This window comes from Streptomyces thermovulgaris (genome assembly GCF_002155915.1).
In the GTDB taxonomy this organism is placed as follows: domain Bacteria; phylum Actinomycetota; class Actinomycetes; order Streptomycetales; family Streptomycetaceae; genus Streptomyces; species Streptomyces thermovulgaris.
In genome coordinates, this window is the sequence record NZ_MUME01000132.1 from 15,016 (window position 1) to 27,380 (window position 12,365).

Here is a 12,365-nt window from a genome sequence, read left to right on the forward strand (position 1 = left end):
CGGCCCGTCGGAGTGGCCCGGTGTGCGTCCTCTGTCGTCCTGGTGTCGATGTGCCCTGCCGAGGCGGGGATGAGTGACGGAACCGAATGCGGCAGGGCAGGAGTGTTGGACATGACGAGCGGCTCGACGAGTGCGACGGACTCGATGAGCGAGGACCCCGAGAGCGGTCTGCTGATGGTCCCGGCCGCTGAGGCGCAGTTCTCGGTCGGGGTGGCGCTGTGGGACGACGCGGACGACGTCTACCGGTCCTTCGTGAGGCACAGCCTGCGGGACGGGTGGGAGAAAAGCCTTCTCAGGGCCACCGTCGCAGGGCGGTTTGAGAAGCAGACGTTTCTTCCTGCCGTCGTGCAGCTCGTCCCCCGGCCGGACAACGAATACAACCCCAAGGCGATCAGCGTGTCCGCGCCACCGAGCCTGGGCGGTACGGATCATGAGCGGCACATGGGCCATCTGTACGAGCGGAACCTGGTCTCGCTCGGTGGCCCTCTGCGGAGCCTGGCTTTCCTCTCCGAGGGGCCGGTCGGCTGTCACGCGCTCGTCGAGGTCGACGAGGTGGACGAGCGGTGGACCGACGTCGACGAGGAGTTCGACGGCCGGCTCTGCGTGCGCGGCGCGAGACGGTTGTACTCGTTCGGCTCCTTGCGGCTGAGGCTGCCCTGGTGGGAGGACCTCCAGGCCATGACGGTCGCCCACGCCCGGTCGGTTCGGCCGGACCTGATACTGCCGTTCATCGGCCACTGGTCCCCTTACCGTGAGGGCGCGCACGAGGAGCTTCTCCGTCGGACCGGCCCAAAGGAGTTTCCCGTCACGCTCCGGGTGCAGGGCGACCGGCTTCTGGCCTGCTGCGAAGATCTTGAATTGTCGGTGCTCGTGCCCTCCGGACGGGACTTCTTCGACCGCACCATGAGGCAGGTGCAGGACATGGGCGGCACGGCCACGGCCCTTGCCGAGGAGCACCGCGGCGCTTTGAAAGTGTTCATCGAGGACAGTTCGCCGGCTGGTTCTTCCTCCGGCCGCTGATGGTGTCGTGCGGCCGCAGAACACCATCAGCCCACAGGGCGGCCCCGGTGCGGGCGCCGGGTTCCCGCACCGGCCGGACCGCGGGAGGACAGCCGCCGCCAGGCGGGATCGCTCGGCGCGACGAAGCGCTGTCAGGTCGTGTCCGACGGGTCATGTGCTCGGCGACGGGCGTTTCGCTGTGCCATGCCCCACTCCCACATGCTGCGCACCACTGGTTCCAGCGCCCGGCCCTGGCTGGTCAGGACGTAGCGGACCCGGGGAGGCCATCCGGGGATGCGGTGGCGTTCGATGACCCCCGCACCGGTCAACTGGGCCAGCCGGTCCGAGAGGACCTTGTGCGAGAGGGCGGGCAGGGCGGCGGACAGCTCGGAGTACGTGGCCTGACCGCGGCGCAGGAACTCGCGGAGCACCAGCGGCGTCCATCGGCCGCCCAGCGTGGCGAGGGTGATGTCGACGGGGCATCTCGGTTCGCGGCCCGGTGGGACGAGGGCGCTGTCCGGGCAGTCCGCCAGCGGGCCGTCCTGATCACTTGCCGGTACGTGTCCAACCGTTTGGTGAGTCACGAAGGCTCCTTCTACCGTCCGACGTGCACAGCCTGCCTGTCTGCCTCCCGGAAGGGCCTCATGCGCATCCACCACCTCAACTGCGGTTCTCTCCGGAAGATTCCACCGCTGCGTGAAGATTCCCCGGCATGTGCGGCGCATGCCGGGGACCATGAGCCGGCCGCTGTCCCCGCCGTCTGCCACTGCCTGCTCATCGAGACGGACTCGGACGGGCTGGTCCTGGTCGACACCGGCCTCGGCACCGCCGATCTGCAGCACCCCGACCGGTCGCTGGGTGCGGACTGGGTGGCCTACGCCCAGCCCGCGCTGGACCCCGGGGAGAGTGCGCTGCGCCAGGTGGTCCGCCTCGGGTATGCGCCCCAGGACGTGCGGCACATCGTGCTCACCCACCTGCATCGCGACCACACCGGAGGGCTGCCGGACTTCCCTCACGCACGGGTGCATGTGCACCCCGACGAGTACCGGGCCGTCACCGACCCCACGGCAGCGCATCACCGGCACAGCCTCGACCTCTTCATGCCGGCCCACCGGGCGCACAGTCCGCTGTTGGTGCCCGCACGCGTGGAGGAGCGCATGGAGTGGTTCGGCTTCTCGGGGGTGGCCCGGCCGCAGGGGCCGGCGTGCGAGCTGCTGCTGGTGCCGCTGCCCGGTCACTCGGCGGGACACGCGGGGGTCGCCGTGCGCGACGGCGACGGACGGTGGCTGCTGCACGCGGGCGATGCGTACATGTATCACGGCGAGCTCGAGCACACCCCGCCTCTTCCCCACCCGGTCTTCGAGCCGGTCCAGCAGGGGGCGCAGACCGATGCCGCGGCTCGTGTCGCGACCCGTGACCGACTGCGCGCCCTCCGGCGCGACCATCCGGACGAGGTCACCGTCTTCAGCGCACATGACCCGTGGGAGTTCGCCCGCCTCGCCGCCTTCACGGGCTGCGGCTGCCGTTGACCCTCGTCGTCCCTCATGCGGTCGGTGCAGCCGGCCGGCGGAAGAGCGCAGAAGAGCGGCGCGGTGTCGTCACGATCCGGTCGTCAAGGGTCAGGATCTGTGGGCCGGGTCGGATTGAGGCGGCCTGGTGGACATTCTGATCTTGATGTTGTTCTCGCCGTGCCGGGCGACTTCGTGCAGGCCCAGTCGCCGGTAGAGGGACTGGGCCCGGTGGTTGACGACGAGGACGTCCAAGGTGAGGTCCTGGCCCTGTCGGCGGGCCTGGTCCAGGAGGTCGCGGATGAGCCGGCTGCCGATGCCGCGTCCCTGGTGAGCGGGGTGGATCTCGATTCGCGCCAGGTAGATCTCGGTGGGCCGGTGCTCGACGTGGAGCATGCCCGCATCGGCGCCGTCGACGGTGACGATCTGCCACTGGCCGGGGTTGAACACACGGTCGTGGAAGTCGCGTTGGGCCTGCTCGTCCCAGCCCCAGATGGCCGCGACACAGGCGCCCATGGCGGCTTTGTGCAGCCGGAAGCAGTACTCGCTGTCCTCAGGGGTCGCCGGTCGCAGGCCGATGACCGTCATGCCGTACGCTCCGTGGGCCGTCGGTTCACAAGGGACGCCGGGGGACTGTGGTGGCCGTGACGGGATGTCGAGCGCCGTTTGTGTTCGTTCCGCTCGGCAGCCGACTCGGTCGACTCGGTTGTGTGCCGGTCGGCTTCCGTCTTCAATGCGGCGGCGGGCATCCGGCGGGTGTTCTCCGGCATGGTCGTGTCGCCCGGCGAACCGGCGGTGGTGGTGCCGTCTTCGTTGACCATGCTGAGCACGGGCGTGCCTTCCCGGCCCGCGCTGCGAGGGCGGGCCTGATGTGACGACCGGTACAGGGCCCATGGGGAAAGGTACGCCTTGTGCGTGTCGTTTCGAAGGGTGTCCGCCCGTTCCTCGCGTCATGAACGGAGTCATGAACGTCGGTCGCGTCACCACCGAAGTGGGACAAGGCTGTTGGGGACAGGGCCGTCGAGCGCATGCTCCCGCGGGCCCTGTTCTCCTTCTGCGGACTTCCGTCCGAGTTCCGCTCTCCCCCGCAAGAGCCTGGCGGCCGGGGCGGGTTCCTCGTGGGTCTCGGCGACGTCCTTGAGGACGACGCCGGATCCGTCGCGTTCGCCGGCCGTCCGGCCGCCGGACATCGGTCAGTCCCGAGGCAGGCCCTGGCCGGGCCACGGCAGTCGTCACTGCCGGTTCTTCAGGGCAGCCGTGATGGAGTCGGCGAGCGGGACCGTGGGCCGGCCGAGCAGGCGTGCGAGGTCCCCGCTGCCGCCGGCGAGCAGTGCCGGACGGATGGCGTTGACGCCGACGTCGACGAGGACCTCGGCGTGGGGACCGGTACGCCGGCCTTGACGAGCGCCTGGAGGAACTGCCCGGCGGGCAGGTCGTGGTAGGCCACGGGACGTCCGGAGTGGCGGGCGAGTTCGGCCGCGTACTCGGCGAGTGTGAAGGGCTGGTCGCCGCTGAGCTCATGGGCCGTGTCGTCGTGGCCCTCGGTGGTCAGGACGACGGCGGCGGCCCCGGCGTAGTCGGCGCGGGGAGCGGCGCCGGCGCGGCCGTCGCCGGCCGATCCCAGGACGCCGTGCTCCGGCTGCACCGGCACCTGCTGGGTGCAGTTCTCGGTGCACCAGCCGTTCCGGAGGAAGGTGTGGCTGAGGCCGCCGTCCACGATGAGCCGCTCGGTGGCCCTGTGCTCCTCGGCGAGGCGGACGTCGGCCCGCGGTCCGCCGAGGATGCTTGTGCAGCGGAACACATGACCGAAAATCCTCGGGCAACAGGTCTTTCCGTGCCGCACGAGTTCAGTGTGTTCCCCGCCCGGTGCCCCTCCCGTTCCGTCCTCGAGCGGATCACCAGCCGGTGGGGGCGCTGGTCCTGGCGGTGCGGCCGGGGCGTGCTCCCGGAGAGGCGTTGCGCCGCCCGGCGGACTGCCGGGTGTGCGTCCAGGACGTCGTGGGGGGCTGGGGCGGTCATGCCCGTCCGTTCCGGCTGCGGCGCGCCCGTCCGACATGTCCGCCACAGCCCCAGGGGCGCTCCCGCCGCTCAGAACGTCCACCGCGTATGGGTGTACACCCCGTCGACCCGGCCGAAGCCGTACACCGTGGCCGGGGACACCGCGAACACCACTGCGGTCCTCTTCCGGAACGTGTCCCCCATCCCGTGGAAGGCGCCCGCGGGCGAAGTGATGTGCGCTCCGTACTTGGCCTCGTACGCCGCGATCACTTCTTCCAGCACCGCCGGATCGGCAACCGGCTCCGCCGTTCCCTCGACCACGAGGTCCAGCCCTTCGGTGAGCGAGTTTCCCCCGGTGGTCAGCGCGCAGTGCCCGTCGTGGGCGAGATTTCTCGCCTTCTGCTCCCCCGCACCGGTGGAGAAGTACAGCACCCCGTCGTGCCAGGCGGCGATCACGGGAGTGACGTGCAGCCGGCCGTCGGGGCGCACCGTGGACACCCAGAAGATCTCGGCGGTCTCCAGCCGCCGCCGGGCCTCGGCCCACTCGGTGGCGGTGACATCAGCGGCTCCCGGGCGGGAGTTGAGCGCGGAGCTGTACCGGGTGTCGAGCTCGGTCGTGGGCTGTTTCGCAGGTCCCTGAGCCGGCATGACGGACCTCCTTCCTCCTCCCCCTGACGACCGGCTACCCACATAGGAACCATCGCCACATCCGTCCGGGGACGGTGAGGAGGCCGCCGGCGCACGGTGATGTTCTTCTGTGCGGCCGGCGGGCCGCCGACCACGCACTTTGCCTGCGGGTGCGCTGTCCGGGGACGGACGGGACGCGAGCTCACGCATGCGGTTCAACGCATACGGTCCGGGGCGGGATGTGCGTGGCCCGGCGGTGGTGTCCGGAAGGCTCGTGGAGATCGCGGCGAGGGGTGGCCGGCTCGGGGGCGGACGGCCCCTTCCGGCCGTGCGGTGGCCGGGTCGATCGGCCAGGTGCGGCCGGCGCGGGTGAGCCGGGGGTGGCCGGTCGGCGGGGGTCGAGAGCGGCCGCTTCGTCGTGAACCGGGCGTCCGTCGCTTCCACGACTGCGGCCGAGCTGTCGGTCGGCAGGACGAGTGTTGTCAACTATGGCTCAGAAAAGGTGAGATGACTGCTTCATCGGAGTTCGGCGACAGCTGCGGGGCTGGAACTTATCGGCCGGATCGCGTGGTTGATAACAAGTTGACTCTGCTTGTCCTTCAACGGTTCTCTTTTCCTTGTACAGTTCGCGCGACCGGGGGGATCATTCCGCATGAATCGCATTCGCCGCCGCATCGTGTCCGCGCTCGCCGCGGGCGGTCTCGTTCTCGGTCTCGGTGCCTGCTCCGAGGACACCGCCCGGCAGGTCGAGGACGAGGTGGTCAAGGAAGTCGACAAGCAGGTCAACAAGGAGTACGAGGTCACCTACGAGGTGACCGGTGACGGAGTCGACTCCATCACTTTCAACGCGGGCGGCGGGGACGCGGCCAGTCCGAAGCTCGAGACGGTGAACAACCCCACGCTGCCCTGGAAGAAGACGGTGAAGCTGCGGGGCATCGAGGCGCCCACCGTCATACCGGTGGCCGTGGACATCAGCGCCGACAACATCTCCTGCAGGATCGTGTACGAGGGCAGGACCCTGGTCGAGAAGTCCGGTGCGGGCGTGGTGTCCGCGGCCGGCTGCGTGGCCGTCTCACCGATCGTCGACTGAGCCGGTGAGTTGCTCCGTCCTTCCGGGTCCGGCGGGGTGTCCCGTCCTTCCGGGAAACAGGCCTGGGCCGGTCCCGGGCGACCCGGCCGAGCCGCCCCCGGTCCGGCGGAGCCGGAGGTGGGGCGCAGGCGGTGCGGCGGCCACCGTCATGCCGCAAAGCCGATGTTGGTGACGTACTCGTACTGGCCCCACTGGGATCCGAGGTCGACGATCTGGTCGATCCATGCCTCGTCCAGTTCCCGGTCGTCACCGGCCGCCCAGGCCCGCACGATGCGGTCCCAGTTGCGCACGTTCAGCGTGCGGTACTCGATGACACGCTGGTGGGGCCGGGCGACCTGAGACTGGTTCAGGGGGTGGATCTCGACGCGGGTGCCGCGGCCCTCACGGTTGAGACGGGCGAGCAGATAACGGGCGACGTTCTCCCGCCGCACCGTCCGGTAGGCCTGCTCGATGCGTTCCAGGTTCGCCTTCGACGGCGAGCGTCTGCCGTCCAGCCAGGCCTTCAGGGTGCGGTCGGTGACGGTCAGACCGGCCTTGCGCGCCCTGCGGCGGGCGTGGTCGGTGCGGGTGAGGTAGTGCAGGCGGGCGAGCAGGCCGCGCCGGGCGGTGACGGGAGTGGCGATGTAGCCGGCCAGGGCGTCCAGCTGACGGGCGACGGCTTCATGGCCCTTGATGCCGCGGGCGCCGTACAGGCCGAACTGTCTGTTCCGCTCGGGCATGGTCTCCGGATCTCCCTCGGGGTCGTCCGGATTACTGTACGGGCTCGCGCGGGCCGCGTACCGGCTCCGGCCGGCGCATCCTGCACCGGCGTCCTGCCGCCCGCCGTGCACATGTGCGTCAGGACTCCCGCCATCCCAGCTTGATCAGCGCGTTCTTCGCCTCCTCGGCCACCGGTGCCTCGGCGACGACGTCGTAGCGGGCGGCGACGATCTGGCTGCGGGAGGCGAAGTCGCGGTGGCCTCCGGTGAGGGAGTGGCCGATGAACCCGAAGACGGCACCGAAGACGGCGCCGAGGACGATGCCGCCGATCAGGAGGACGAGGGCGTTGTAGGAACTGGCGGCGAAGAGGGACAGCAGCAGCCCGATCAGCAGACCGAACCATGCTCCGGAGCCCGCGCCGGCCACAGCGGCCCGACCGCGGGTCAGGCGGCCGAGCACGGTTTCCACCATCCGCAGGTCGGAGCCGATGATCGCGGTGCGCTCCACGGGGAATCCGCTGTCGGACAGGAAGTCGACAGCCCGCTGGGCCTCCTCGTACGTCGGGTAGGAGCCCACGACGGGGCGGTCGACCTTCGGGGGCGGTTGGACGGTCATCGGTGCCCTCCTTGCCGGGACTCTCCTTGCCGGACCGGTCGCGTCCAGGGGCGGCGCGGGTGGGCTCTCCCCGGCCGCCGGCGCCTCCCCGGTGCCGGTGCCTTCCCGGCTGCCGGGGAGGCGGTGGTGGTCAGCTGGAGATCTCGATCCTGCGCGGCTTGGCCTCCTCTGCCTTGGGAAGCTTCAGGGTGAGGACGCCGTTGCTGAGGTCGGCCTGGACGTGGTCGGTGTCGATGTCCCGCGGAAGGGTGGTGCGGTAGTCGAACCGGCCGGTGCGGCGCATGCGGCTGCGCATCACGCCCGTCCGTTCCTTTTCCTTGATCTCACCGTGGACCGCGAGCTCTCCGCCCTCGATCTCCACGGAGATGTCGTCCTTCTTCACGCCGGGAAGGTCGATCTCGATCAGGTAGGCGTCGTCGGTCTCCTCTATGTCGACCATCGGCGACCAGACGTCCTCCAGGGCGCCTGCGAAGCCGTGGGTCCAGAGGGTGTTCATGCGTTCGCGCAGTTCCTCCAGCTCGCGGAAGGGGCTCCACAGCGTGCTGCCGATGTCGCGGCGGGCGGGAAGCGTCATCCGTCCTACTCCTTTCCTGCTCGATCTCCTGCTCGAACGGGCCGCTGTCCAGGGCTCCGTCCCCGCTGAGTACCCGGTGTCGTCAGGGGCAAGCGGAAGCCCGCGAGGCCCGCCCGGTGCCGCCGGGCGCGGGGGCGCGGCCCGTCGCCGTCTCAGTCCTGTCGCCTCCTCGTCCGTTCCTCCGCCCGTTCGGCCTTGACCTCGGCCGCGTACCGGTCCACGTACTCCTGGCCCGACAGCCGCAGGATCGCGGCCATGATCTCGTCGGTGACGGCCCGGAGCACCGCCTTCTGCTGCTCCTGCTCCGCACGGGGCGAGAAGTGCAGCGGTTCCCCGAAACGGATGGTGACCGGTGATGGTCCCGGCAGGATCCGTCCTCGAGGACGGATCCCGAGGGCCTTCACCATCGCGCAGGGAATCACCGGGACCCGCGCGGCCAGCGCCATCACCGCCACCCCGACCTTGCCCCTGTACAGCCGGCCGTCGGGGGACCGCGTGCCCTCCGGATAGATCGCGAGCAGCTCTCCCCTCTCCAGTGCCCTCAGCCCCTCCTGGAGCGCCGTCTCTCCTGCGGCCCTGCCCGACCTGTCCACCGGGATCTGTCCGGCGCCGCCGAGGACGAGCGCGGTCAGCCGGCCCTTGAGCCCCGGTGCCGTGAAGTACTCCGCCTTGACCAGGAACGTGACGCGCCGTTTCAGGACCGCGGGCATGAGGAGGGGGTCCAGGGCGGACAGGTGGTTTCCGGCGATGATCGCCGCCCCCTCCGCCGGAATGTGCTCGAGCCCCTCGACCCGCGGCCGGAACAGCAGCCGCAGCAACGGTCCCAGGAGGACGTACTTGAGCAGGTCGTAGAGCATGGGCGGCTTCCCGTTGCCACGTCGTTTCCCCGGTGGTTCCGTGTCCGGGCCGTCGGGCCGGATCCGTCCCGGAGCCGGGTGCCCGGTCGGCATTGCCCTCGAACGTCGCCCCGTCGCCCTCGTCGCCGTCGAACGCCGCCCCGGCCGAGGTGCGGGGCGCACCCCGAGGGGAGGCCGTGATTTCCGGCACATCTCCGGCCTGGGTGGTCGGACCCCGCGGTTCGTCGGCCCGGTCGCACGGGAGCCGCTGCGGCGTCCCTGAGCCGTTCCGGCGGTCCGTCCGGTACCTCTCCCGGAATCGGCGGTCCGCCCCGGCCACCAGCCTCGTTGTCCGGCAGCGAGCGGTCATGTGCGCGGCGGGCCGCCGGCCGCCGAAGCGGCTCGGGGCGGGCGACGGCCGCCGGTGCCGCGCAGCGTCCGAAGCGGCACGCGTCCGAGCGTCACCCCTGCGTCGTCCGTCAGTGTGACGTGGCTCCTATACGGCTTTTGTCCCGCCTGTGGATGATACGGGGCTTGGCCTGTCCTCCAGGCGGTGGGCCGACGAGACGGAGGTTTGTCATGTCCGAGCATGTGCACGTTCGCATCAACAAGGGGCTGGGAGTCACCGAGGACGGTGAGCTCGTGGAGCACTCCTACTGCCGCTGCGGCACCACCTGGACCAAGGTCTACCAGGTGGAGGACGACACTTCCGAGTGAGCGCTTTCGCGTGAGCGCTTCCACGTGGGTGCTCCGAGTGAGATCCGCGTGAGCAGGGAAGCGCCCCGTCGTCGCCGCGCCGCCCCGTGGCACCCATGCCGTACTCACGCTTCGCCCGGGCCCGGTCCCGGAACAGTTTTCTCACCCCCGCCCCCCGGACCATGCACGTGCCGGCCGTGACGGCGCCGACGTGCGCGTCCGCGACTCTCCCGGACGACCCCCGCCCGCCGTGTGAGGGACACCAGCAGGGGTACTGAGGCCAGTCGACGTCCGAGCAAGACGCGCACGGAGGTGACTGCGATGGCCCTGCCCGTACGACGCGGTGCCACCGGTGGGCTCACCGGGCGGCTCATGCCCGGCTGGAAGGACCCGCTGACCGAGTTCGACGAGCTGTTCAGCCGGATGGAGAGCCTGCTGGAATCCACCATGGGCGGAGCCCTGACCGAAAGCGCCGCCTGGACACCGCTGGCCGACTTCACCGAGACCGACGACTCCTACCGGATCGAGGTCGAGGTTCCCGGCGTCAAGCGCGACGACATCAACATCGAAGTGATGGACCGGGAACTGGTCATCAGCGGGGAGTACACGGAACGTGAACGCACCGGACTGCTGCGCCACAGCACTCGCAGGGTCGGCCGTTTCGAGCACCGCACGCTGCTCCCCGGCGACTTCGACGCCGACGGCATCAACGCGACGCTGAGCGACGGGGTTCTGACGGTGACCGTTCCCAAGGCGGAGTCCTCCAGGACACGGCGCATCGAGATCTCCACCAGGGACTGACGAGCGCCCTGGCACCGGCCGGGCCGGTTCCACCGGGGCCTGCCGGACCCCGCGGGGTCCGGCAGGCCCCGGTCCGGTTCGATCGGGCGGATCGCGACGGCTCCGGAGTCGTCGGTGCCGGGCCGAGCCCGCGGGCCGAGCAGCCCGGCACTTGTGCGCCCACCGGCCGGGGCCGTTCCCGGCGCCCTCGACGGCCGAGCCCGTGCCGGCCGGCCCTGGGCCGGGAAGAGCACACTTGGCCGGACCTCCGGCACATGTGTCGCGCCGGCCGACTTCCCCCATCAGGGACCCGCGTTCCGCGGAAGGGCGCCGGGAGAACACCGTGTCGCTGCCTCGCGGGTGCAGGGCGTCCGCAGGGGCGGTCAGGAGGTCAGCTGCTTGCGTGCACCGTGGGTGATGGCGATCTTGCGCGGCTTGGCGCGCGCGGCCAGCGGGATGCGCAAGGTGAGCACACCGTGGTCGTATCGCGCTTCGAGGGCGTCGGTGTCCAGGGCGTCCGAGAGGTCCAGGCGGCGGGTGAACCGGCCGGTGAGGCGTTCGGTCAGTATCGGCTGCGCGCCCTCGGGGAAGGGCGAGGGGCGTTCGGCGACCAGGGTCAGCGTGTTGCGTTCGACGGTCAGGTCGATGCCGGCCGGGTCCATGCCGGGCAGGTCGAACTGCAGGTAGAGCGCCTCGTCGTCGCGCCAGGCATCCACCGGGATGGTGGCACCGGACGGGGAAGCGGCCGTGTGCGCGAGCTGATGCAGAAGACGGTCGAGATCACCGAGGGCACCGGCGCGCACGAGCATGTCCCACTTCTCCTTTCCTGTGCGAGGAAGTCGAGCCCACGGTCTTGCGGCCTCGATCGTGATGACACTTTCTTCATATAGCTGATCGCACAATGTTTGACAAGGGAAGTTAAGAGAAGCTGCTATGAGTCGACTCAACTTCCTGCCATGAGGCCGCAAGACACCCGAGGGCTTCCCGCCACGCCCGCCTCCGATCCCTCCGCCCGGATGCACTGAAGGGCTCCGCCGCCCAACCGCAAGCCACCCACCGCCAGAAGATCACGAAAAAAGTTGAGTCTGTCCTTGTTAACTTTTCAGCTGCGTGGTATATAAGAGGTAGAAGACAGGACACGGAGTCACGATGCGAAGGAGGGGTGCAGATGCTGATGCGGACGGATCCCTTCCGGGAACTCGACCGGCTCGTCGAACGGATGTGGGGCACGGCCGCTCACCCCGCCGGCATACCGATGGACGCCTGGCGCGACGGTGACACGTTCTTCGTCGAACTCGACCTGCCGGGCGTGGACCCGGAGTCCATCGACCTCGGTGTCGAGCGCAACGTCCTGACCGTGAAGGCCGAACGCAAGCCGGCGTACGGCGAGAACACCGAGACAGTGATCACCGAGCGGCCCGCGGGGACGTTCAGCCGGCAGCTGTTCCTCGGTGAGACCCTGGACACCGAGCGGATCGACGCCTCCTACGAGGCCGGTGTGCTGCGGCTGAGGATTCCGGTCGCGGAGCAGGCCAAGCCCCGCAAGATCGCCATCAGCGGCGGAAGCGGACGCAAGGAACTCAACAGCTGACCTCGAGGGGCCGGGGTCCCTCCCCTTCGCAGGTCAGTCTTCAGGGCCCGGGCGGACCGCCCGGGCCCTGTCGCATGTCATGGCACACCTCGCGCCGGGCCGCACCGGGAGCACCGGCACGATCCGCGGACGTTCACGAGGAGAGAAGTTCGCGGAGATTCACGGAGAGAGGGTCAGGCCGGCGGAGCCGCCGGTCCGCCCAGGGCCTCCGGTTCGCCGTCCTTGGTGCCGGCCGGGCCGTCGACGAGGTGCAGACGGTTCCGGGGGCGGTTGCCGCCTTCCTCGGTGCCGTCGCCGTTCTCCCCGGTGCTGCCGGCGGCCTCTCCGGTGTCGCCGGCAGCACCGGGGAGAA

General features: G+C 70.2%; 16 protein-coding genes. 6 read left to right on the forward strand and 10 right to left on the reverse strand.

Annotated elements, in window-relative coordinates:
• Positions 1-111 precede the first annotated feature (111 nt).
• On the forward strand, positions 112-1,020 hold the full coding sequence (locus CCN35_RS13155; protein WP_086792759.1) for a hypothetical protein: 909 nt from the start codon (positions 112-114) through the stop codon (positions 1,018-1,020).
• A gap of 131 nt (positions 1,021-1,151) precedes the next feature.
• Here the strand turns inward: CCN35_RS13155 and CCN35_RS13160 are convergent, their stop codons facing one another.
• Positions 1,152-1,583, reverse strand: coding sequence for a winged helix-turn-helix transcriptional regulator (locus CCN35_RS13160; protein WP_211285518.1), 432 nt, complete (start codon positions 1,581-1,583; stop codon positions 1,152-1,154).
• Between the two features lie 60 nt (positions 1,584-1,643).
• On the opposite strand from CCN35_RS13160, the gene CCN35_RS13165 reads away from it, so the two are divergent.
• Complete coding sequence (locus CCN35_RS13165) at positions 1,644-2,528, forward strand: MBL fold metallo-hydrolase (RefSeq protein WP_086792769.1); 885 nt, start codon at positions 1,644-1,646, stop codon at positions 2,526-2,528.
• Between the two features lie 90 nt (positions 2,529-2,618).
• Here CCN35_RS13165 and CCN35_RS13170 read toward each other — a convergent pair whose 3' ends face one another.
• The 4 genes from CCN35_RS13170 to CCN35_RS13185 form a co-directional block, all read right to left on the reverse strand.
• Positions 2,619-3,095 carry a GNAT family N-acetyltransferase gene (locus tag CCN35_RS13170; protein WP_086792763.1) on the reverse strand — a complete coding sequence of 159 codons (477 nt, stop codon included), beginning with the start codon at positions 3,093-3,095 and terminating at the stop codon, positions 2,619-2,621.
• Positions 3,092-3,337, reverse strand: a complete 246-nt coding sequence (locus tag CCN35_RS13175; protein ID WP_067399813.1) for a hypothetical protein — start codon at positions 3,335-3,337, stop codon at positions 3,092-3,094. Before CCN35_RS13175 ends, CCN35_RS13170 begins: the two co-directional genes overlap by 4 nt.
• Before the next feature lie 416 nt (positions 3,338-3,753).
• A complete protein-coding gene (locus CCN35_RS13180; RefSeq protein ID WP_086792765.1) occupies positions 3,754-4,308 on the reverse strand; it encodes a Rossmann-fold NAD(P)-binding domain-containing protein in 555 nt (184 codons plus the stop codon).
• Between the two features lie 287 nt (positions 4,309-4,595).
• Positions 4,596-5,153 (reverse strand): pyridoxamine 5'-phosphate oxidase family protein, encoded by a 558-nt coding sequence (locus tag CCN35_RS13185; RefSeq protein WP_067399819.1) that lies wholly within the window; start codon positions 5,151-5,153, stop codon positions 4,596-4,598.
• Between the two features lie 631 nt (positions 5,154-5,784).
• On the opposite strand from CCN35_RS13185, the gene CCN35_RS13190 reads away from it, so the two are divergent.
• Positions 5,785-6,222 carry an MmpS family transport accessory protein gene (locus tag CCN35_RS13190; protein WP_067399822.1) on the forward strand — a complete coding sequence of 146 codons (438 nt, stop codon included), beginning with the start codon at positions 5,785-5,787 and terminating at the stop codon, positions 6,220-6,222.
• Between the two features lie 146 nt (positions 6,223-6,368).
• Here the strand turns inward: CCN35_RS13190 and CCN35_RS13195 are convergent, their stop codons facing one another.
• From CCN35_RS13195 to CCN35_RS13210, 4 genes are all read right to left on the reverse strand, one after another.
• Positions 6,369-6,941: a hypothetical protein gene (locus tag CCN35_RS13195; RefSeq protein WP_067399825.1), complete on the reverse strand. Its 573-nt coding sequence runs from the start codon at positions 6,939-6,941 to the stop codon at positions 6,369-6,371.
• 118 nt (positions 6,942-7,059) lie between these two features.
• The gene (locus tag CCN35_RS13200; RefSeq protein WP_067399830.1) at positions 7,060-7,536 is read right to left on the reverse strand and encodes a YflT domain-containing protein; all 477 of its coding nucleotides are present in this window, start codon (positions 7,534-7,536) and stop codon (positions 7,060-7,062) included.
• A gap of 130 nt (positions 7,537-7,666) precedes the next feature.
• Entirely contained in the window at positions 7,667-8,110 is a 444-nt protein-coding gene (locus tag CCN35_RS13205) for an Hsp20/alpha crystallin family protein (protein WP_067399835.1), read from the reverse strand.
• 152 nt (positions 8,111-8,262) lie between these two features.
• Positions 8,263-8,967: a lysophospholipid acyltransferase family protein gene (locus CCN35_RS13210; protein ID WP_086792767.1), complete on the reverse strand. Its 705-nt coding sequence runs from the start codon at positions 8,965-8,967 to the stop codon at positions 8,263-8,265.
• Positions 8,968-9,525: 558 nt separating this feature from the next.
• On the opposite strand from CCN35_RS13210, the gene CCN35_RS28680 reads away from it, so the two are divergent.
• Both CCN35_RS28680 and CCN35_RS13215 read left to right on the forward strand, forming a co-directional pair.
• Positions 9,526-9,663, forward strand: coding sequence for a hypothetical protein (locus CCN35_RS28680; protein ID WP_169721352.1), 138 nt, complete (start codon positions 9,526-9,528; stop codon positions 9,661-9,663).
• A 300-nt stretch (positions 9,664-9,963) separates the two neighbouring features.
• The gene (locus CCN35_RS13215) at positions 9,964-10,443 is read left to right on the forward strand and encodes an Hsp20/alpha crystallin family protein (RefSeq protein ID WP_067399842.1); all 480 of its coding nucleotides are present in this window, start codon (positions 9,964-9,966) and stop codon (positions 10,441-10,443) included.
• A gap of 362 nt (positions 10,444-10,805) precedes the next feature.
• Here CCN35_RS13215 and CCN35_RS13220 read toward each other — a convergent pair whose 3' ends face one another.
• Complete coding sequence (locus tag CCN35_RS13220; protein ID WP_067399846.1) at positions 10,806-11,231, reverse strand: Hsp20/alpha crystallin family protein; 426 nt, start codon at positions 11,229-11,231, stop codon at positions 10,806-10,808.
• A 359-nt stretch (positions 11,232-11,590) separates the two neighbouring features.
• Here CCN35_RS13220 and CCN35_RS13225 point away from each other — a divergent pair, with 359 nt between their 5' ends.
• Positions 11,591-12,013, forward strand: coding sequence for an Hsp20/alpha crystallin family protein (locus CCN35_RS13225; RefSeq protein ID WP_067399849.1), 423 nt, complete (start codon positions 11,591-11,593; stop codon positions 12,011-12,013).
• The last annotated feature ends 352 nt before the right edge of the window (positions 12,014-12,365 follow it).